Source organism: Streptomyces albus subsp. albus, assembly GCF_000719865.1.
Lineage (GTDB): Bacteria > Actinomycetota > Actinomycetes > Streptomycetales > Streptomycetaceae > Streptomyces > Streptomyces albus_E.
In genome coordinates, this window is the sequence record NZ_JOID01000011.1 from 1 (window position 1) to 21,057 (window position 21,057).

Below are 21,057 nucleotides of genomic sequence, written 5' to 3' on the forward strand. Positions count from 1 at the left end.
GGGTGGTCGCTGGCGACGACGCGTGCGTTGTTCGATCACCGGGCGGCCGTGGTCGGCGAGGACCGGGAGGAACTCCTCACCGGACTCGCGGCACTCGCCCGGGGTGAACAGGCCCCGCAGCTGGTCCTGGCCGAACCGGGACGCGGCAGGACGGCGTTCCTGTTCTCCGGGCAGGGGGCTCAACGCCCGGGAATGGGTGCCGAGCTGTACCGCGCCCACCCCGTCTTCGCCGAGGCGCTGGACGAGATCTGCGGCCACTTCGACGCCCATCTCGACCGGCCGCTGCGCGACCTGATGTTCGCCGCGCCGGGATCGTACGAAGCCGAGCTGCTCCACCGCACCGGCTACGCCCAGCCCGCGCTGTTCGCCCTGGAGACAGCTCTCTACCGGCTCGTCCGGTCACTCGGCCCCGCCCCCGACTTCCTGATCGGCCATTCGGTGGGCGAGATCAGTGCCGCGCACGCAGCCGGGATCCTGACGCCGGCCGATGCCTGCCTGCTCGTCGCCGCTCGCGCCCGGGTGATGGAATCGGCACCCGATTCCGGCGGCATGATCACGATCGAGGCCGACGAGGAGGAGATGCGCGGCTGTATCGGCGAGTTCAATGACGCGGTCGCCATCGCCGCCGTCAACTCGCCCCGCTCCGTGGTGATCTCGGGGGACGAGGTGACCGTCGAGAAGGTCGCCGCCCACTGGCAGGGCCAGGGCCGGCGCACGACACCCCTGCGGGTGAGCCACGCCTTCCACTCCGCCATGATGGACGGCGTCCTGGACGAGTTCCGTGCCGCGGCCGGCGCCGTGGCCTTCGGCCCGCCCCGCATACCCGTCGTCTCCACCCTGACCGGTCTGCCCGCCACCGCCGACGACCTGCGCACCCCGGACTACTGGACCCGCCAGCTCCGGCACACCGTCAAGTTCATGGACGGCGTCAACAGCCTGCTCGCCGAGGGGGTCACCACCTTCGTCGAACTCGGTCCCGACGCCACCCTCACCGCCCTGGCCCAGGACTGCGTCACGGCCGCCGGGCCCGCCCCGACCCTGACGGCCGTACTCCGCCGGGACCGGCCCGAGGCGCGTACGCTCGCGATGGCCCTCGCCGAAGCCCACGTCGCCAATGCGGCGGTGGTGCGCCCCACTCTCGGCTGCGACGCCGGGACCGGCCAGGTCGATCTGCCCACGTACCCCTTCCAGGGCCGCCGGTACTGGCTGGAGGGCCGGGACGCGGTCCGCCGGCCGGCCCGGGCGGAGAACGCCGCCCCGGACCATCCGCTGCTCGGTGCGGGCATGGACATCGCCCGCACCCGCGACCGGTGGTTCTCCCAGCGGCTCTCGGCCGACCGGCCCTGGCTCGTGCGCGAACACCGCGTCGCCGGGCGGTCGGTGCTGCCCGGTAGCGCGATGGTCGAGTGGGCACTGGCCGCCGTCCGGGCGGCGACCCGTACCGAGACCACCGCCTGGACGCTGCGGGACGTGACGTTCAACGCCTTCATGCCGTTCCCGGACGACGGAACCGAGCTCACGGTGCAGGCGGTCGCGGAGACCACCGCGCACGCGCACCGGGTGCGGTGTTTCAGCAAGGGCGCCGGAGACGGCGCGGCGCGGACGTCCGACGACGGCTGGACCGAGCACGCCACGGTGGGCAGCGCCGGCCCCGCCGAACGGCCCCGTCCCGCTGCCGCGCGCCCGCCCCGGCCCGTGGAGCCGGCGACCGAACTCCCCACCGGGCCGCTCTACGACGCCTTCCGCGGGACCGGTCTCGACTACGGCCCCGCCTACCGCGCTCTGCGCCGGGTGTGGCGCGACGGCGACCGGGCGACCGGGCTGGTCGAGGCCGACGAGGCGGCCGGGGACCGGGACACCTATCTGCTGCACCCGGTCGTCCTCGACGCCTGCTTCCAGTTGCTGGTGGCCTTCACGGCCGACGACGACCGGCTGCGCGTTCCCGCGTCCGCCGACCGGATCGACGTCTACGGGCCGCTCCCGCCCCGGGTCACCTGCCGGGCCCACCGGCGCGGGACGACGGCCTCCGGCGACGTCACCCTGGACCTGGAGGTGTACGCGGAGAGCGGGGAGGTCCTCGCCACCGTCGAGGGTCTGCTCTTCCGCGTGGTGCCCCGGTCCGTCCTCGCCCCGGCGGCGGTCACCCCCCGCCGCTACACGCTGGACTGGCGGCCCCGGCCGGACCTGCCGGGCAGGCCGGCCGTCCCGCGCGCCGATGCCGGTGGCTGGCTGGTCTGCGGCACCGACCCCGGAGCGGCCGTCGCCTGGCGTGAGGGACTGGCTGCCCTCGGCGTCGCGGCGACCGCCGTGGTCACCGGTGCCGCGGCCCCCCGGCCGGACTCCGGCGTGTTCCACGCCGACACCGCCTCGGACAGCGACGTGCGGCGGGCGCTGGACGCGGCACGCGGCGCCGCGGAACATCCCTTCGCCGGACTGATTCTCCTCCCGGAGCCCGGCACCACCGGCACCACCGGCACCACCGGCACCGACGGCACCATCCGCACCGCCTACGGGCTGGCCCGCCGGACCACGGCCGTGCTCGCGGCCTTCCTGAGAGACTTCGCCGCCGGAGACCCGCGGATCATCATCTGCTCCGCGGGAGCGGCGGGGCCCGCCGGCACCGGCCCGGCGCCGGATCCCGCGCAGTCCGTCCTGACGGGCCTGGCCCGGTCCGTCGTCGCCGAGTACCCGGATCTGTCCTGCGTGCAGGTCGACCTCGACCCGGCGGAGCCCGCCCCCGCCCCGGCGGAACTCCTCGGCCGGGTGGCTGCACTCGGCGGCTCGGGCCATCTCGCGCTGCGCGCCGGACGCTGGTACGAGGCGCGACTGCGCGAGGAGGGACCGGACGGCGCGGCACCGGCGGCCGCGGCACCGCGGGACGCCGCGCAGGGCGCGGTGGCGGTCCGCGGCGGTGCGACCTATCTGATCACCGGCGGCCTCGGCGGACTGGGGCTGGCCACCGCCTCCTGGCTGGCCGGGCAGGGGGCCGGCTGCCTCCTGCTCGTCGGCCGCACGCCGCCCGCCGAGACGCCGTCCGCGGTGGCCGCACTGCGGGCGCGCGGAGTGCGCGTCGAATTACTGGCCGCGGACGTGGCGGACGCCACCGAGGTCGAACGGATCCTCGCGTACGCGCGCCGTGAACTTCCGCCGCTGCGCGGGGTGGTGCACGCGGCCGGGGTCACCGGCGAGAACGTCCTGGAGCGGGCCGACTGGCCGCAGCTCAGCCGGATGATGGACCCGAAGGTCAAGGGCGCCTGGAACCTGCACCGCCAGACGCACGGTATCGACCTGGACTTCTTCGTCCTCTACTCGGCCCTGGGAGCCCTGACCGGTCTGGCCGGGCAGCCGGGCTACCTCATGGCCAACACCTTCTTGGACGCCCTCGCCGCCGCACGCGGACACCAGGGCCTGCCCGCCCTGAGCGTGGGATGGGGAGCCTGGGCGGACGAGGGCATGGCGGCCGGCGCGGGCCTCGTGGAGCGGTTCGCCGGCGCGGGCATCCAGGGCATGCCGGCCGGCGCGGCCCTCGCGGCCCTCGGCCGGGTCCCCGCGGACGGTCCCCCGCACGTCGCCCTGGCCGCCGTCGACTGGCAGCGGTACGCGGCCGCCGGCACCCGGCGGCTGCCCGACACGCTGCTCGGCGACGTCATGGCGCCCACCCCGCCGGCGTCCGGGAACGCCGGGACCGGGCCGGACAGCGGGGCGCCCGACCTGGGCGCACTCGTCCTCGCCCGGCCCGAGGAGGCTCGGGAGGCCGCTCTCGGCCGGCTTCTGGACGTGGTGGCCCCGCTGCTCGGAATGTCCGCGAAGGAGCGGGACGCGCTGCGCTCCACCTTCCGGCACAAGCGCCTCAACGAACTCGGTTTTGACTCGCTGACCACGATCAGGCTCCGCAACCGGCTGCGCGCCGACTTCTCCGCCGATGTGCCGGCCGATTTCCTCTTCGGCGGCGGCACGGCCCAGGAGATCGCCGAGCTGATCTGCCGCCAACTGAGGACCCGGAGCGTTCTCGCCGGTGACGACGGTGGGCCGGACGACGGCGCGGAAACCGAGGTGCTGACGCTGTGACCGCCGCGGCATCCCCTCTCGCGCCCGGTGACGGGCATCCCTCACGACTCGTCAACTGGCGGACAAGGAGCAACCGCTGTGGATGAAAGCGGATCACGTTCGGTCCCGTCCCTGCTCGACGACCTCGCCCGGGCGGGCGTCAGACTACGGCTCGCACCCGGTGACCGGGTCGAGGTGACCGCCCCCAAGGGGGCGCTCACCGGCGACCTGCGGGAGCGGCTCGGCCACCACAAGCAGGACCTCATCGCCTGGCTCGGCAGTGCCCGGACCGCCGGGGAGGAGGAGGCCGGGCTGCCGGTCGTCACGCCCGACCCGGAGAACCTGTACGAGCCGTTCGCTCCCTCGGACCTCCAGATGTCGTTCATCATGGGCGGTAGGGAGGGCTTCGAATACTACGTGCGGCCCCACCAGTACATGGAGTACGACCTCGGCGGGACGGACCCCGCGCGCCTGGAGAAGGCGCTCAACCGGGAACTGGAGTACCAGCGGCGGAATCTGGTCGTGGTCCGTGAGGACCTGCGGCTCCAGACGGTCCGCGACCCGGAGCCCGTCCGGATCGAGGTGTTCGACGTCCGTCACCTGGACGAGGCCGGCACACAGGAGCACATCGAACGGGTCCGCGACGCGATGAAGCGCCAGGAGCCCGTGCACGACCGGTGGCCCTGGGTGGACATGCGGATCAGCCTGCTGTCCGACGACTCCGCCAAGCTCCACTACAACAACAACAACCTCTTCAGCGACGCCCCCGCGACCCTGAGGTTCATCAGCGCCGTGCTGCGGCGCTACGAGAATCCCGGGGAGACCCCGCCCGAACTGGAGATCAGCTACCGCGACTGCGTCCTCGCCCTGGCCGAGCTGGAGGAGTCCCCGCTCGGCCGGGCGTCGAAGAAGTACTGGACGGACCGGATCGCCGGCTGGCCGGCCGCACCGGAGTTACCCCTCGCGAGCGGTGCCGACCCGCGCCGGCGTTCCCGCCTGGTGCGGCGGGAGATGCTCTTTCCGCCCGAGGTCTGGGCATCGCTGCGGGAGAAGGCCGCCGCCCGCAACCTCACGACGACGAACGTGCTGTGCGGCGTGCACGCGGAAATCCTGGCGTTCTGGAGCGGGTCCCGCCACTTCCTGCTCAACAACATGATCACCCACCGGCTGCCGCTGCATCCGCAGATGAGCGAGGTGTTCGGCAACTTCGCCTCCCTCTACCCGCTGGAGGTCGACTGGCGGCACGAGGAGGGTTTCGAGGACCGCGTCCGCCGGCTCCAGGCGCAGGTTCTCGCCGACGTGGAACACGTCCACTGGAGCGGCGTGAAAGTGCTCCAGGCCCTCAACCAGCACCGGCGCACCCCGGGCAAGGCCGTCTGCCCCTACGCCGTCGGCAGCGCACTGTTCGTCGGAGCGGCCGACCGCCTGGTGCACAGCCTGCTGGAGACACCGCAAACGCTCATCGACTGCGAGTTCTGGGACCTCCGGGACGGCAGTCTCTGGGTCATCTGGGATGTCATCGAGGACATGTTCCCGCCGGGGCTCATCGACGCCATGGAGCAGGGCTACCGCAGCATCGTCACGCAGCTCGCCGGGAGCGACGAGGCATGGCGGCGGAGGGCGTTCGAGCCGCTCCCGGACGCGCAGCGCGTCCGGCGCGCGGCACTCAACGCGCCGTCCGGACCGGTGCCGCCGGGACTGCTGCACGACTCCCTGGCCCGGCAGGCGGAGCGGCGGCCCGGCCGGCCCGCCGTGATCACCGCGGGCCGCAGTCTCAGCTACGGGGAACTCGCGGCGGCCGCCGGGCGGACCGCCCGGAGTCTCCGCTCCGCGGGGGTCGCGCCCGGCTCCCTGGTCATCGTCGCCGCCCCGCCTGGATGGGCACAGATCGTGGCGGTGCTGGGAACGCTGACCGCCGGCGCGGTCTATGTGCCGGTCGACCCCGACTGGCCGGCGGACCGGCTCCGGTACGTGCTCCGGGACACCGGCGCCGCCGCCGTCCTCACCGCCACGGAGCGGCTGGGGACCCTGTCCGCGCTCACGGACGTGCCCGTGCTGGCCGCCGACGCGCAGGAGACCGGTCCCGCGCGCGCGGAACCACTGGTGGCGGCGGCCGGGCGGCCCGGTGACCTCGCCTACGTCATCTACACCTCGGGCTCCACAGGCCGGCCGAAGGGGGCGATGCTGAACCACCGCGGGCCGCTCAACACCGTCACCGAGATCAACCGCCGCTTCGGTGTCACCTCGGACGACGTGCTGTTCGGCGTCTCCTCCCTCTGGTTCGACCTGTCGGTCTACGACATCTTCGGTGCCCTGGAGGCCGGTGCCGCGCTGGTGCTCGCGGAGCCCGGCCGCCCCGACCCCGCCGCCTGGATCCGGACCGTCCTGGAGCGGGGCGTCACGGTGTGGAACTCCGTGCCCGCCCTCATGCAGCTGTTCGTGGAGGAGGCGGAGGGCGCGGGACTGCGGATCCCCGGGCTGCGCACGGTTCTGCTCAGCGGCGACTGGATCCCGGTCGGACTCCCGGACCGGATCCGCGCGATCGCACCGCACGCCCGGGTGATCAGCCTCGGCGGCGCCACCGAGGCGTCGATCTGGTCCATCTGCCACCCCGTCGACCGGACCGACCCGGACTGGGCCAGCATCCCGTACGGGAAGCCGCTCGCGAACCAGAGCTGGCACATCCTCGACGACCTCGGCCGGGACGTCCCGGACTGGGTCACCGGACAGCTCCACATCGGTGGCGAGGGTGTGGCGCTCGGATACCTGGGGGACGCCGGGAAGACCGCGTCCGCCTTCGTGCCCCACCCCGTCACCGGCGAGCGGCTGTACCGCACCGGCGACCTCGGGCGCCGTCTCCCCGGCGGGGAGATCGAGTTCCTCGGACGGATGGACTTCCAGGTGAAGATCCAGGGATTCCGGGTCGAGCCCGGCGAGATCGAGCACGCGCTGACGGACCTCCCGGACATCGGGCAGGCCGCCGTCGTGGCACGCGGGACGGAGTCCGGCAAACAGCTGGCGGCCTTCGTGACCGCCAAGGAGGGCTCTCCCGCGCCGGTGCCGGCCGCCGTCCGCTCGGCACTCGCCGAGCGGCTGGTCGGCTACATGGTGCCCAGCCATGTCGCCGTGCTCGACAGCCTGCCGCTGACCTCGAACGGCAAGCTGGACCGCAAGGCCCTGGAAGCGCTCGGCCCGGCGGACACCCCCGGCGGCCGCCTCCCCGCCGGAGCCCGGACCGCCACCGAGCGCGCCCTGCTGGACATCTGGCAGTCCGCGCTGGCACGCGAACCGATCGGTGTGCACGACGACTTCTTCGACCTGGGCGGCCAGTCCTTCACCGCGCTGCGGGTGATCGGGCAGATCGCCCGGCGGCTCGGACGACGCGTTCCGCTCGGCACCCTGCTGGAACACTCCACCGTCGCCGCCCTGGCCGGCTGGCTCGACACCCGGCAGGGCGACTGGAGCCCGCTGGTCCGGCTGCGGTCCTCCGGCGAAGGCGGGGAACCCTGGTTCTTCGTCCACCCGGCGGGCGGCAACGTGCTCTGCTACCGCTCGCTGGCCGAGGCACGCGACCGCCCCTTCCTCGCGTTCCAGGCTCCCGGCCCCGCCACGGGCCAGGAGCCGGTGGACAGCGTCCCCGAGCTGGCCGCGCTCTACGCCGACGCGCTGACGGAGGCCAGGCCACAGGGCCCGTACCGGCTCGGCGGCTGGTCGTCCGGCGCCGTGATCGCGGCCGAGGTCGTCCGTCTGCTGGAGGCGCGCGGCGACCGGGTCGAGCGCCTGGTGGTCGTCGACTCGCCCGCACCGCTGGGTCCCCGCCCGCCCGCCGACGAGACGCAGCTGCTGCTCTGGTTCCTGGAGGACCTCGACATCGGCTTCGACCCGCAGGCCCCCGGCGCCGCGGAACTGGCCGGGCCGGCGGGCCTCCCGGTATCCGACCGGCTCGGCCACGCGCTCGACGCCCTGCAGCGGCGGGGTCTCGCCGGCGCCGGCCTCGACCGTGCGGAACTGGCCGGCACCTTCGCGGTGTTCCGCGCCGTGGTGGAGGGCTGCGACCGCTACACCGCGTCCCCGGTCGCGGCCGACATCACCGTCCTGCGGGCCCGGGACGGACAGGTCAGCGAATTCGCCGGCCACCCCTTCGCGGCGGCCCCCGACTGGGGCTGGGCCGAACTGACCACCGGTGCCGTGGACACCCTCACCGTTCCCGGCACCCACCACACACTGCTCGCCGGCGCGACGGTGGACATCGTCGCCGACGCCCTGGACGGCACACCCCATCGCGGCCGGCGGACCCGGTGAACGCGGCGGCGGGAGACGGAGGAGGACGATGCACGGTGATTGAGGATCTGCTCGGCGAACTGCGTCTGCGCGGCATCAGGCTGCGCCTTTCCGATGGCCGGCTGGACGTGGTGGCACCCGCCGGTGCGCTGACGCCGCAACTGCGGGACGAACTGCGGCAGCGGCGCGACGAACTCGCCACGATGCTCGAGGACGTCGCGGCGGGCCCGGAACCGGGAGACCTCGTGCCCCGGCCGGCCGACCGCCACGAGCCCTTCCCGCTGACCGACATCCAGCACGCCTACTGGGTCGGCCGGGGCTCGGCCGTCGAACTCGGCGGGGTCTCCACGCACATCTACTTCGAACTCGAACGCGAAGGGCTGGACCAGGACCGGCTGGAGAGCAGTCTCCGGGCGGTGATCGCCCGCCACGACATGCTGCGCGCGGTCATCGGCCACGACGGCATGCAGCGCATCCTGCCCGAGGTGCCCGCGTACCGGATCGCCGTCACCGACCTGCGCGGTCTGGTCCCGGAGAAGCAGGAGCAGGAGATCCTGCGCACCCGGGACGAGATGGACCACCAGGTGCTGCCGGCGGACCGCTGGCCGCTGTTCGACATCCGTGCCTCCCGGCTCGGCGACGACGTCCTGCGCCTCCACATCAGCCTCGACACCCTGATCCTCGACGGCTACAGCATGTACCTGCTGTTCCAGGACTGGCGCCGCTTCTACGAGGACCCCGCCTGGGCACCGGAGCCGCTGGACCTCTCCTACCGTGACCACGTGCTCGCCGAGGTGGAGACCCGGAAGGGCAGCCGGTACCGCGCCGCCGAGAAGTACTGGCTCGACCGGCTGCCCGATCTGCCGCCGGCGCCGGCCCTGCCGACGGCCGTGCAGCCCGGCACGATCGGCCGGCCCGTCTTCGGCCACCGCGGGGGACGGCTGCCGGCCGGGCAGTGGGCGGCCGTCAAGGACTTCGCCCGGCAATTCGGCGTCACCCCGTCCGCCGTGCTCATGACCGCCTACGCGGACGTGCTGCGGACCTGGTCCGCCGAGCCGGACTTCACGCTCGACCTCACCCTCTTCAACCGCCCGCAGTCCCACCCGCGGATGGGCGAACTCATCGGCGACTTCACGTCCGTGACCCTCCTCGCGGTGCCGGCGCGGCAGGGCGAGGCGTTCGGCGCCCGGGTGCGCCGCCTCCAGCAGCAGCTCATGAGGGATCTCGAGCATCCGGAGTTCAGCGGCGTCCGGGTGCTGCGCGAACGGTCCCGCCGCGAGGGCGGCGGTCCCGGTGCCTCGATGCCGGTGGTCTTCACCAGCGCGCTGGTGCTGGGCACCGGCGGAGAGGACCCCTCGGACGGGATCCGGTTCTTCGGGGACGAGGTGTACGGCATCACCCAGACGCCCCAGGTATGGCTGGACCACCAGGTGACCGAGGAGCGGGGCGATCTGCTGTTCAACTGGGACGCGGTCGAGGAGCTGTTCCCCGCCGGCGTGCTGGACGACATGTTCGCCGCGTACCGCGCCACCCTGGACCGGCTCGCCTCGGACCCCGCCGCCTGGGCGGACCCGGGCATGCTGCCGGAAGTGCCCGGACGGCAGCTGGAGGAGCGCCGCGCGGCCAACGACACCGCCGCGCCGATCCCGGCCCGTACCCTCGGCGAACTCGTCGTCTCCCGGGCCCGCAGCAGCCCCGACGCGACCGCGGTGATCGACGAGGACGGCGAGCACACCTACCGCGAGGTCGTGGAGGAGGCCGCCCGGCTGGCCCATCGCCTGGTCGAACTGGGCGCCGCGCGGGACACGTTGACCGGCGTCGTGCTCGACAGGGGCGTCGGCCAGATCATCGCCGTACTCGCCGTCGTCCTCTCGGGCAGCGCCTACCTGCCGGTCAGCCCGGACTGGCCGGCCGCCCGGCGGCATCAGCTGCTGGAGCGGGGCGGGGCGCGGATCGTGGTGACGTCTCCCGAGGCGCGCGACGGGCTCGCCTGGCCGGACGGCGTCCACCTGGTCACCGCCGCGGACCCCGAGGTGAGGGAGGCGGATACCGAGCCCCCCGGGACCGGCGTCCGCCCGGAGGACCTGGCCTACGTCATCTTCACCTCCGGGTCGACCGGACAGCCCAAGGGCGTGATGATCGACCACCGGGCCGCGGCCAACACCCTGCAGGACGTCAACGACCGGTTCGGGGTGGGCCCGGACGACCGTGTGCTCGCCCTGTCGGCGCTGAGTTTCGACCTCTCGGTCTACGACGTGTTCGGGACACTCGCGGCCGGAGCGGGCGTGGTCGTGCCGGCCCGCGGCCGTGAGCAGGACCCGTCGCACTGGGACGAACTCGTGCGGCGCCACGGCGTCACGGTCTGGAACTCCGTCCCCGCGCTGATGCAGGCGTGGACCGAGGCACGCGCCGCCGGAGGGGGCGGCAGCGGGGGCGAGGGCGGCAGCGGGGCCGGGTCGAGTATCCGGCTGGTTCTGCTCAGCGGCGACTGGATCCCCGTGACGCTGCCGGACGCCGTCCGGGAACAGCACCCCGCGGCGCGGGTGATCAGCCTGGGCGGGGCCACGGAGGCGTCCATCTGGTCCGTGCATCACCCGATCGGGGACGTGCCGCCGGAGTGGACACGGATCCCGTACGGCAAGCCCCTCGCCAACCAGACCCTTCACGTGCTCGACAGGCACCTCGCACCGTGCCCGGTGTGGACCACGGGAGAGATCTGTATCGGCGGGGCGGGCGTGGCCCGGGGCTACTGGGAGGCACCCGAACTGAGCGCCGAGCGCTTCGTCGTCCATCCGGTGACGGGCGAGCGCCTGTACCGCACCGGTGACCTCGGGCGTTATCTGCCGGGCGGGGACATCGACTTCCTCGGACGTGCGGACTTCCAGGTGAAGCTCAACGGCTACCGCATCGAACTCGGCGAGATCGAGGCGGTGCTGCGCTCCGTGCCCGGCGTCGCCGAGGCCCTGGTGGGGGTGGAGAGCAATCCGTCGACCGGCAGGCGCCAGCTCGTCGCGCATCTCGTTCCCGAGCACGCGGCCGGCGCGGCCCCGGGGGCCGGTACGGCGGTCGCGGACGTGCGCGCCGCGGTCCGGGAACTCCTGCCGGGCTACATGGTCCCGCACCACTTCCTCTTCGTCGACGCGGTGCCGCTGAGCGCCAACGGCAAAGTCGACCGGAGCGCCCTGCCGGCTCCCTGGGCGGGGCCGGAGCCACAGGAGCAGACCGCGCCGCGCGACGGGCTGGAGGACCGGCTGATGCGGATGTGGACCGCGGTGCTCGAACGGGACGACTTCGGCGTCGACGACAACTTCTTCGAGCTGGGCGGCGACTCGCTGCACGCGGTACGCATCCTGACGCTCATCCGCCAGGAGTTCGGCCTCGGCCAGGACACGGAGGACGACCTGGGAATGCTCTTCGACCACCCGACGATCGCCGAACTCGCCGGCCGGCTCACCGGACCACGGAAGCAGTGACGCCATGTCAGAAACCGATGTCAGAGGGACCGTCCACGGCACGGAGCGGATCGAGGGGCACTGGGACGAGGTGATCGTCGGCGCGGGGTCCTCGGGCGCGACGCTCGCCGGCCGGCTCTCCGAGGACCTCGGCCGTCGTGTCCTGCTGCTGGAGGCAGGTCCGGACGACCACGGCGGCACCCCCGGTTCGCCCGACAACCCGATCCTGTCGGGGGCCAACTGGGACCACTCCGCCTACGTCGGCAAGGAGGCCGAGGACGGACGCCGCTACCCGTACGTGGTGGGCAGGACCGTCGGCGGCTCCTCCGCGGTCAACGGAGCCCTCGCGCTGCGCGGTCTGCCCGGGGACTTCGACGCCTGGGCGGTGGCCGGCAACCCCGCCTGGTCGTGGGAGCGCGTGCTGCCGTATTTCATCCGGCTGGAGTCCGACCGCGACGTCAAGGGCCCCGAGCACGGCAGCGACGGGCCCGTCCCGGTCGGGCGGCAGTCCGAGGACGAGTTCGGGCCGCTGGCGGCCGGCTTCCTCAGCGCCTGCCGGGACCTCGGCGTGGCGACGGTGGCCGACCTCAACGCGGCCGGCTGCGCCACGGGGGCCGGGCCCGTTCCGCGCAATGAGTCCGGCGGGCGGCGGGTGTCGACGGCCGAGGCGTACCTCGCTCCGGCCCGGCACCGGCCCAGTCTCACGGTGGCCGGTCACTGCCGGGTCACCAGGGTCCTGTTCGACGGCGACCGGGCCGTCGGTGTGGAGGCCCTGGCCGGCGGCCGGCCCGTGCGCATCGGCGCCGACCGCGTGACGCTGTCGGCCGGGGCCATCGGCACCCCCACCGTTCTGCTGCGCTCCGGCCTCGGTCCGGGCGACGCCCTCCGCCGGCTGGGCATCCGCCCGGTGGCCGACCTGCCCGGCGTGGGAGCGAACCTCATGGAGCACCCGATCGTCGCCCTGTGGGGGCTCCCCGCCCCCGGCGGCTGCCTCCCGGGGGAGCCCATGCACCAGGTCCTGGCGCGGGTGGCGAGCACCGGCGGCACACCGGACCTCAACCTCACCCTGGTCAACAACATCTCCGGCCTGGACATACCCGTGATGCGCGGCGTTCTCAAGGGCCGGACCGGATTCTCCCTGCACGCCTCGCTGCTGACCCCCCGCTCGCGCGGCTCCGTCACCCTGCGGGGTGCCGGGCCGGACGCCCGTCCCGTCATCGAGCTCCGGCTGGCCTCGGACCCGTGGGACGTCGAACGCCTGATGGCCGGCACCCGGATGCTGTGGCGGATGGCCAGGGGCAGCCACCTCGCACCCCTGGTGGAACGCGTGTTCCTCTGGACCGACCGGACGGTGGAGGACGCGTCCATGCTGCGCCGTGCCGTCTCCCGTTTCGTCTGCCCGTCCTGGCACCCGGCCGGGACCGCCGTGATGGGTCCGGCGACCAGCCGCACGGCGGTCGTCGACGAGCGCTTCCGGGTGCACGGAGTGAGTGGACTGCGCGTCGTGGACGCCTCCGTGATGCCCACGATGCCGAGCGCGCCGACCAATCTCACCGCGATCATGCTCGGCGAGAGGGCGGCGTCGTGGAGCGAGTAGGACAGGCCCACGGCACCGGCCGGCGGCGCGGTCCGCAGACCGGCTGGTGCGTACGGTGGGCGGATTCCGGTGAGGCGCCCGTCCGGCTGTTCTGCCTGCCGCACACGGGCGGCGGGGCGGCACTCTACCGGGCGTGGGCCGAGCGACTGGCCCCGGCCGTCGACGTCGTGTCGATCCGGCTGCCCGGCCGCGAGAACCGGTTCCGGGAGACGCCGTACCGCCGGCTCGACGAGCTCGTCGAGGCGCTGGCACAGGCCGTGGAGCCGCTGCTGGACCGGCCGCACGCCTGGTTCGGGCACAGTATGGGCGCGCTGATCGGCTACGAGCTGTGCCGGACGCTCCGCGACCGGGGGCTGCGCGAGCCCGAGCGGCTGCTGGTCTCCGGCCGCCGGGCCCCGCACCTGCCCTCCCGCCGGCCGCAGGTCCACGACGCTCCGGCGCGCGACCTCGTGGCGCACCTGAGAGAGCTGAACGGCACTCCGGCCGAGGTTCTCGACGACGCGGCCGCCCTGTCGGCGCTGCTTCCCATGGTCAGAGCGGACTTCGCCGTCTCGGAGACCTACCGGTGGCGGGAGCGGCGCCCGCTCCGCTGTCCCGTGCTCGTCCTCGGCGGACGGGACGACATCCTGGCGACGCCCGGTGAACTGGCCGGCTGGCGGGAGCACTCGACCGCCGACTGCGAGGTCCGGATGTTCGACGGCGGCCATTTCTATCTGCACGGGAAAGCCCAGGAGCAGGTCCTGACGGCGCTCGCCGCCGCACTGCCGGCGCCGGGCGCCGCACTCACCGGGAGGCACCAGTGACCGCACACGACCCCACCCCCGGCCACGGCCGGTCCCCCGCTCCCGGAACCGAGTTCCCCCTGACGGATCTCCAGGCGGCGTACCTCGTCGGTTCCAGCCCGCTGATGGAGCTCGGCGGCTTCCGGCCGAACCTCTACACCGAGATCGACATCGTGGACTTCGACCCCGCACGGGCGGGACGTGCCGTCGATCTCCTGATCGCCCGTCACGAACCGCTGCGGACCGTGATGGCAGAGGAGGGCGTCCAGCGGGTCCTCGACGCCGCCGCGGTGCCGCCGTTCCGCCTGCACACCGTCGATCTGACGGGACGGCCCGCCCAGGAGCAGGAGGCGGAGATCCGCCGCACCCGGGAACGCATGCGGGACGAGGGCCCGGCCCCCACCGCCTGGCCGCTCTTCGAGATCACCGCCCACCGCCTGCGGCGGCACCGCACGCGGGTCCACTTCGTGATGAGCCTGCTGCTCCTCGACTCGGCGAGCACCCGCCGGCTCCAGGAGGAGTGGTGGCGGCTGTACCACGATCCGGACACCGAACTGCCGCGGTTGTCCCGTACCTTTCGCGCGTGCGTGCTGGAACGCGCCGCGGCCGTGGACACGGAGGCCCACCGGGCGCAGTGGCGCTACTGGGAGGAGCGGCTCGACTCCCTGCCCGATGCCCCCCGGCTTCCGCTCGCGCGCCCGGCCGGCAGCATCGCGTCCGCCCGCCTGACCCGGCGTTCCTGCCTGCTGAGTGGTGAGCAGTGGCGGCGATTCCGGGCCACCATGCGGGCCCACCGGGTGCTGCCGACGACTGGTCTGCTGCACGTGTACGCCGAGGTGCTGGGGGCGTGGGCGGCCGCACCGGAGTTCTGCCTCAACGTCCTGCACCGGAACTGGGCGGTCCGGCATCCCGAAGCGGCCGATGTCGTGGGGCAGTTCAGCGACACCCTCCCCCTGGAGGTCGATCTCCGGGGGGACGGGGACTTCTTCGTTCGCGCGGCACGGCTCCAGCGCAGGCTCTGGAAGGACATGGAGCACTCGGACGTCAGCGCGATCCGGGTGACCCGCGAGCTCGCGGCCCGCCGCGGCTGGACCTCGCGCGCGGCGCTGCCCTATGTCTTCAACAGCATGCTGGGTCCGGCGGAGCGGCCCGCGTCCGGCCGAGGTGTGTGCCGGCAGCTGAACACCGCCCTGCGCACCCCCCAGGTGCTGATCGACCAGCAGGTCAAGGACGTGCCCGGGGGAGGCGTCGAATGCGTGTGGGACATCGTCGACGAGGCCTTCCCCGCCGGTCTCCCGGACGCGATGTTCGACGCCTACCGGGACATGCTGGAGGCGCTCTCCGCGCGGGACGGGGCCGTGGCACCGCCCGCACGTCCGGGCGCGGCACACCGGGATCTGGTCGAGGCGCTGAACACGACGGCCGAGGCGCCTCCGGAGGGGCGGCTGGAGGACGGCTTCCTCCGGCGCGCGGTGGAACAGCCGGACCGGCCGGCGATCCTGACGGCGCACCGCTCGCTCACGTACCGGGAGCTGGAAGCGGTGTCCCGGTCCGTCGCGGTGTGGCTGCGCGACCGCGGGATCGGCCGCGGCGACGTGGTGCCCGTCGTCATGGAGAAGGGCTGGGAACAGGTCGCGGCCGTGCTCGGTGTGCTCAGGAGCGGCGCCGCCTACTGTCCCGTCTCGGCCGCCCTGCCCGCCGAGCGCATCGGTCGGCTGCTCGACGCGACGTCCGCCCGGGCCGTGCTGTGCCAGTCCCACCACATGCCGGAGGGCGACCCTACCGGGGCGCTGCCCGTGCTCCGCGTCGATCTGGCGGATCCCACCGCCCGGGTGCCGGAAGCACACGGGGGCGATTCCGGCGAACTGGCCTACGTCATCCACACCTCCGGTTCGACCGGCACCCCCAAGGGGGTCATGATCGGCCACGGTGCCGCCCTGAACACGGTCGCCGACATCAACCGGCGACTGCGGCTCGTCCCGAACGACCGGGTGTTCGGCATCTCCTCGCTCAGCTTCGACCTCTCGGTCTGGGACGTCTTCGGCACCCTGGCGGCCGGTGCCGCCCTGGTCCTTCCGGAGGCGACCGGCCACCCCGATCCCGAAGGATGGGCCGAGGCGGCGCTCGTGCACGGGGCCACCGTGTGGAACTCCGTGCCGGCACTGGCCGAGATGCTGACCGAGGTCTTCGCCGGCCGGCGGAGGACGGAGACGCCGCCGCTGCGGGCGTTCCTGCTGAGCGGCGACTGGATACCCACCTCGCTGCCGGACCGCATGCGGTCGCTGTGGGGTGATGTCCGGGTGCTGGCGCTCGGCGGCGCCACCGAGGCGTCCATCTGGTCGAACGTCTTCGAGGTCGGCCGCGTCGACCCCGCCTGGCGGAGCATCCCGTACGGGAAGCCGCTCGCCGGGCAGACCATGCGGGTGCTCGACCACGCCATGGAGGTGCGGCCGCCGTGGGCGACGGGCCGCATCCACATCGGCGGTGCCGGGGTGGCCCGGGGATACGCGGGGGATCCCGAGCGCACCGCCGAGCGGTTCGTCCGCCATCCGCGCACCGGTGAACGTTTGTACTGGACGGGTGACCTGGGCCGCTACTGGCCCGACGGCACCATCGAGTTCCTCGGCCGCGAGGACCGCCAGGTCCAGATCCAGGGGTTCCGGGTGGAGCCCGGCGAGGTGGAGGCCGCGGTCCGCAGCCATCCGGCGGTCGCCGAATGCGTCGTGACGACGGCCGGTTCGCCGGACCGCCGGCCCCGGCTGGTGTGCCTGGTGGTGCCGGGCGAGGGCGTTCGCGCGCGGGCCGGGGACATCTCCCGGCACCTGCGGGAACGGCTGCCGTCCTACATGGTCCCGGGGGACCTGCGGATCGTGGAACGGCTGCCGCTGACCTCGAACGGCAAGGTCGACATGGCGCGGGTGGCGGCGGTGCGGCCGGCACCGGCGGGCAGGGCGGATCCCGCGGTTGCGGACGACCGGGCGGAGGACAAGGTGACGCGCCGCCTCGGGGAAATGTGGGAGGAGTTGCTGGAGGCCGGACCGGCCGGTCCGGACAGCGACTTCTTCGCCATGGGCGGCAACTCGCTGCTGGCACTGCGGCTCGTCAACCGGGTCCGCTCGGAGCTCGGCGCGGAGGTGCAGTTCGGGCAGATCTTCGAGTCGCCCACCCCGGCGGCCTTCGCGGCGGCGGTCCGGACGGGCACCCGGGCCGGCACCCGCGGGGCGGGGTGCGCGGTCAGGCTGTCCGACGGCGGGGAGGACCGCACCGGGCCCGGCCTTGTCCTCTTCCACCCGGTGGGCGGTTCGGTCACTCCCTATTTCGAGCTCGCCCGGGCCTGGCCGGGTTCCGTGCTCGCCTTCCAGAGCCGCCCGCTCGTCGACGGCTCCGAGGAGCCGGCGGCGCCGGACCTCACGACGATGGCGGCGGCCTACCGCGAGGAGTTGCTGGATCTGGTGCCCGAAGGCCCGTATCTGCTCGGCGGCTGGTCGATGGGCGGCGTGCTGGCCTACGAGGTCGCCCGCCAGCTGAGTGCCGAGGGGCGTGACTGCCGCGTGTTCATGATCGACAGCCTGGTCGCCGAGGGCCGGGCGCCGAGGACGGCGGCCGAGGGCCACGCCGCGTTCCTGGCCGATCTGGCCGGAGGGCATCCGCCGGCCGGGCTCGCGGAGGTGCTGCGCGACGCCGGCGACGAGGAGTCGGCGAGCGCGGCCAGGGCGGTGGCGATCAGGCACGGACTCCTCCCTCCTGAGATCGACCCCGCGGGATTCGCGAGGCTGTCGGGGACGCACGCCCACAACCTCGCCGTGCTGGGCGCCTACCGTCCCGCCCCCTGTGAGGTGCCCGCTCTGCTCTTCGTCGCACGGACGAGGCGGGGGGACCCGGCGGACCCGGCCGCCGGCTGGCGGGCGGTGTGCCCGCGGACGGAGGTCGAGTTCCTGGACGGGGATCACTATTCGATCGTGTCGGACGGCGGGCTCCGGGCCGTCGGCGAGCGGATCGTCCGCTGGCTGGCCGCTACGGGGGACTAGCGGCGGCCTTTCCGGACGGGGGTCCGCCGTGTCGCCGACGGCCCGGAGGGTCTGGGGCCGGTGTCAGTACCGGCCGAGTGTTCCCCGGCGCCGGGCGACACGTTCCAGGCGGCCGAAGAGGACCACGCCGATCCCGACGAGCACGACCGGCTGGAGGATCACCCACCACAGGCCCCAGCCGGTCTGCAGGCCGGTCAGCGCGTGGCCGCCCAGGAGGATGTCGCGGATGGCCTCGATGCCGGGGGCGATCGGTACGAGGAGCCGGCTGAGGAACGCCGTCACGTCCGGCATGTTGTCCAGCGGGACGAAGGTGCCGCCCGCGATGAACCACACGGCCATCGAGAACTGCGTGATGATCTCGATGCGCTTGTACACCAGCGTCAGACCGCACAGGATCAGCGCGAGTCCGCAGGTGCCCAGGACGATGGCGGCGAGTGGTACCAGGATCTGCACGTCGAAGGGCATGTCCCCGCCCCGCGCCTCAATGGTGATCACTCCTACCAGGAGGACGGACAGCGCGCTCGGCAGAGCCGATACGACGGCGGCGACCTGGCGTCCGAGGATGAGCGTCCAGGAGGGCAGCGGTGTGAGGTACGTCTGTTCCAGCACGCCCGACTGCATGTCTCCGAGATAGCTCCAGAAGGCCCGGTTCACCTGCTCGTGGATGAAGGTGAGCGAGACCATGCCGAGGAGGCCCGGCAGGAGCAGTTCGTCCCGGAGTTGCCCGCGCCCCATGAACAGGACGAGCAGCAGGAAGAAGATCGGGAAGGTGATCATCTGCACCAGGACCTCGCGCCACCCCGCCCTCAGGTTCAGCAGGCCCTTGTGCACTTCGTTGGCGAAGCCGTTGAGGTAGGTGGCGGCACCCGGGCGGTCCACGGCGTTCGCCGGACGGGTGCGGCCGGCTGCCGGAGTGAGCGTTGTCATGGTCGGTCCCCGCTCATTTCAGTACTGGCCGAGCCGGCCGTCACGCACGGCTCTGCGGTGGTTTCGGGAGAAGAGCCATCCTCCGAAGAGGACGAGCGCGGCGGTGTAGACGAGCAGCCACGGCAGGGTTCCGTCGGACCAGATGCCACCGAGCGACTTCCCGTCGAAGAGCACCTTCGTGGTCGCCTCGATCCCCAGGGTGGTCGGCAGGAACCGCGCCACCACCGCCAGCCAGTCCGGGTAGAGCGCGAGCGGCATCATCGAGCCGTTCAGCAGGATGACCAGGGACGTGAACAGCGAGTGCAGGGCGCCCACCATGGGAGAGCTGACGGCGATGGCTGCGAGGACGAAGGTGAACGCCAGGACGTTGACGACGACCAGGGCGTAGGGCACCAGTGCGGCGGCCTTCAGCGGGATCGTCACACCGGTGACGAGCATCGGAACCAGCGTCGCGACCACGGCGACCGCGAGACCCGCCAGGGACGCGGTGACCAGCCGGCCCAGCATGAAGATCCAGGGAGGCGCGGGCGACATGTGACTCTGGGCGTAGGTGCCGCCGCGCTTCTCCTCCACGAGGTCCGCCACCATGACCAGGCTGCCGTAGTGCAGGAACCAGTAGCCGCTGATGGCGACGAGGGTCTCCGGGATCAGCTCCCTGCGGAGGGTGCCCTGCCCCATCACGTACTGCATGCCGAGGTACAGCACCGTGCTGATGACCAGCATGATGATGTGGCCGGCGGGGTGGGCGAGCTGTGACAGCAGCCCCTTGCGGACCTCCGCTCGCAGCACTCCGAGGCCGGTGCGCGGGGTCAGCTTCCAGTCGGTACGGGCCGGCTGGACCGGCCGCTGCGTGGTGGCGGGCGCGGCGCTAGTCATGGGCCGGCGCCTTGATGAGCCCCATGAAGACGTCCTCGAGGTCCGGCTGGACCTGGGACAGCGACTGCACCACTGCGCGCTGGTCCCGCAGCCGGTCGACGAGCGCGTAGACCTCCTGCGGATCGCTCACGCGCCCCGAGACGACCGTCGTCCCCTCGACGCTCCGGGCGGTGAACCCGGGCGGGAGCGAGAGCTCCGGGAGGTTGCCCTCGACGCGCACCTCGTACTTGTCGCGCTCGCGGAACTGGGCGAGTAACTGCTCGGTCGGCAGGTCGGCGATGACCTGGCCTTTCCGGATCACGGCGACCCGGTCGCACAGTTCCTCGACCACGTTCATCTGGTGGGTCGTGAGGAGCACCGTCTTGCCGCGGTCCCGTGACAGGGTGCGGATCCACTCCATGACCGTGCGGGTCGCCTCGACGTCGAGTCCGATGGTCGGCTCGTCCAGCAGCACGATGGGCGGGTCGGCGATCAGGGCGGCGGCCACGGCGACCTTCTGCTGCATGCCGCGTGAGTAGCCGCCGACATTCTCGTCGCGGCGCTCCCAGAGGCCGAGGCCCTTCAGGAGTTCCTCGGCGCGTGTGGCCGCGTCGGCGGCGCGCATGCCCTTCAACCGCCCGAAGTACAGCAGGTTCTGCCAGGCGGACAGCGTCCAGTAGACGTTGCGCGAGCCCTCCAGGACCGCCCCGAACTGCTGCATCGCGGCCGAGCGCCGACGGGTGACGTCATAGCCGTTCAGCAGCGTCCTGCCCGACGTGGCGGCCAGCAGCCCGGCCAGGATCTTGATCGTGGTGGTCTTCCCGGCGCCGTTCGGGCCCAGGAAACCGAAGACCGTGCCGGCCGGGACCGACAGGGAGACATTGTCGACGGACGGTGTGTCCGACGAGCCGTACGTCTTGGTGAGCCCGCTGATCTCGATCGCGGGCGTGGCCGTGGCGGCTCCTGGCCGGTCGGAACCGGCCGGTGCCTCGGTTTGCGTACTCACATTCGCACCTTCATCGGGTTAACAGCGCACCTGAACGAGAACACCATTCACTTTGCATGTGGTGTGCTCTAGTGTCAAGCGT

General features: G+C 73.1%; 9 protein-coding genes. 6 read left to right on the plus strand and 3 right to left on the minus strand.

Translation table 11 applies throughout. From position 1 onward, the window contains the following. Positions 1-27: 27 nt before the first annotated feature. The 6 genes from IF83_RS30200 to IF83_RS35300 all read left to right on the plus strand — a co-directional run bounded on the left by IF83_RS30200 (position 28) and on the right by IF83_RS35300 (position 18,187). Positions 28-4,068 (plus strand): SDR family NAD(P)-dependent oxidoreductase, encoded by a 4,041-nt coding sequence (locus IF83_RS30200; protein WP_030544265.1) that lies wholly within the window; start codon positions 28-30, stop codon positions 4,066-4,068. 78 nt (positions 4,069-4,146) lie between these two features. After that, entirely contained in the window at positions 4,147-8,349 is a 4,203-nt protein-coding gene (locus IF83_RS0112845) for a non-ribosomal peptide synthetase (protein ID WP_051722715.1), read from the plus strand. A gap of 35 nt (positions 8,350-8,384) precedes the next feature. Next, positions 8,385-11,801 (plus strand): non-ribosomal peptide synthetase, encoded by a 3,417-nt coding sequence (locus IF83_RS0112850; protein ID WP_107046756.1) that lies wholly within the window; start codon positions 8,385-8,387, stop codon positions 11,799-11,801. A gap of 4 nt (positions 11,802-11,805) precedes the next feature. After that, entirely contained in the window at positions 11,806-13,377 is a 1,572-nt protein-coding gene (locus tag IF83_RS0112855; protein ID WP_030544268.1) for a GMC family oxidoreductase, read from the plus strand. After that, the gene (locus IF83_RS0112860) at positions 13,365-14,180 is read left to right on the plus strand and encodes a thioesterase II family protein (protein ID WP_078843430.1); all 816 of its coding nucleotides are present in this window, start codon (positions 13,365-13,367) and stop codon (positions 14,178-14,180) included. The genes IF83_RS0112855 and IF83_RS0112860 overlap by 13 nt, the downstream gene beginning before the upstream one ends. After that, a complete protein-coding gene (locus IF83_RS35300; protein WP_051722716.1) occupies positions 14,177-18,187 on the plus strand; it encodes a non-ribosomal peptide synthetase in 4,011 nt (1,336 codons plus the stop codon). The genes IF83_RS0112860 and IF83_RS35300 overlap by 4 nt, the downstream gene beginning before the upstream one ends. 63 nt (positions 18,188-18,250) lie before the next feature. Here the strand turns inward: IF83_RS35300 and IF83_RS0112870 are convergent, their stop codons facing one another. Genes IF83_RS0112870 through IF83_RS0112880 form a run of 3 tightly spaced genes read right to left on the minus strand, consistent with a single transcriptional unit; the run spans position 18,251 to position 20,975 of the window. Then, complete coding sequence (locus IF83_RS0112870) at positions 18,251-19,114, minus strand: ABC transporter permease (RefSeq protein WP_078843431.1); 864 nt, start codon at positions 19,112-19,114, stop codon at positions 18,251-18,253. 18 nt (positions 19,115-19,132) lie between these two features. Further along, positions 19,133-19,990, minus strand: a complete 858-nt coding sequence (locus IF83_RS0112875; RefSeq protein ID WP_078843432.1) for an ABC transporter permease — start codon at positions 19,988-19,990, stop codon at positions 19,133-19,135. Beyond that, a complete protein-coding gene (locus IF83_RS0112880; protein ID WP_078843433.1) occupies positions 19,983-20,975 on the minus strand; it encodes an ABC transporter ATP-binding protein in 993 nt (330 codons plus the stop codon). Before IF83_RS0112880 ends, IF83_RS0112875 begins: the two co-directional genes overlap by 8 nt. Between the last annotated feature and the right edge of the window lie 82 nt (positions 20,976-21,057).